Genomic DNA, 554 nt, shown 5'->3' with positions numbered 1-554 from the left:
GGACAATTCATTGGCAATGTGTTTGAGGCTCACTGGTTCCGTTAACTTCTCTAAACATTGTTTCCGGGTTGTATTTGAAATCGTGCAGTGCTTCGGCACTGCACTCGTCTGCGCCAGGAAGTTGGTATGACAAGCCTTACAGTGAAAGTTTCGCCGATTGAGGCATAGGATAACCGTGCTGCCCAATGTTTTAGCGAATCTAATGGTGGTCCTTCGCCAACCATAGCCAATGATCTGGTGATCATTAATAACCCCACAGTTGCGGCAAGCCTTGGGGGAATAGTTCAGCGACCCGTTTAATCGGATCACCCCATCATCACCTATTTTGCCATTCTCAATTTTTAAGTGTTTATCATCTATTCCTAACAACATTTTCGTAGTATCATTTGACATAGGGCATTTCCTTCTTTCTCTAAAATCTTCGTGGTTGTTGGTTTTGATGAACGGACAGGAAATGTCCGCTTTTTTATTCTAATGAAAAACAAAAAATCTGTCATCAGTAATAGATAAAAATCTATTACCAACAACAGATATTGTAGAGCCGAAATCGAAAT

General features: G+C 41.0%; 1 pseudogene. It reads right to left on the bottom strand.

The features are described from left to right. Positions 1–393 (bottom strand): annotated as a pseudogene (locus tag CBI42_RS11210) (transposase family protein); the annotation flags it as partial. Positions 394–554: the final 161 nt, after the last annotated feature.

It is taken from the genome of Streptococcus sp. KR (genome assembly GCF_002238115.1).
GTDB lineage: Bacteria > Bacillota > Bacilli > Lactobacillales > Streptococcaceae > Streptococcus.
The sequence above is the reverse complement of the archived record's forward strand: the minus strand, read 5'-3'. Positions and strand labels throughout refer to the sequence as shown.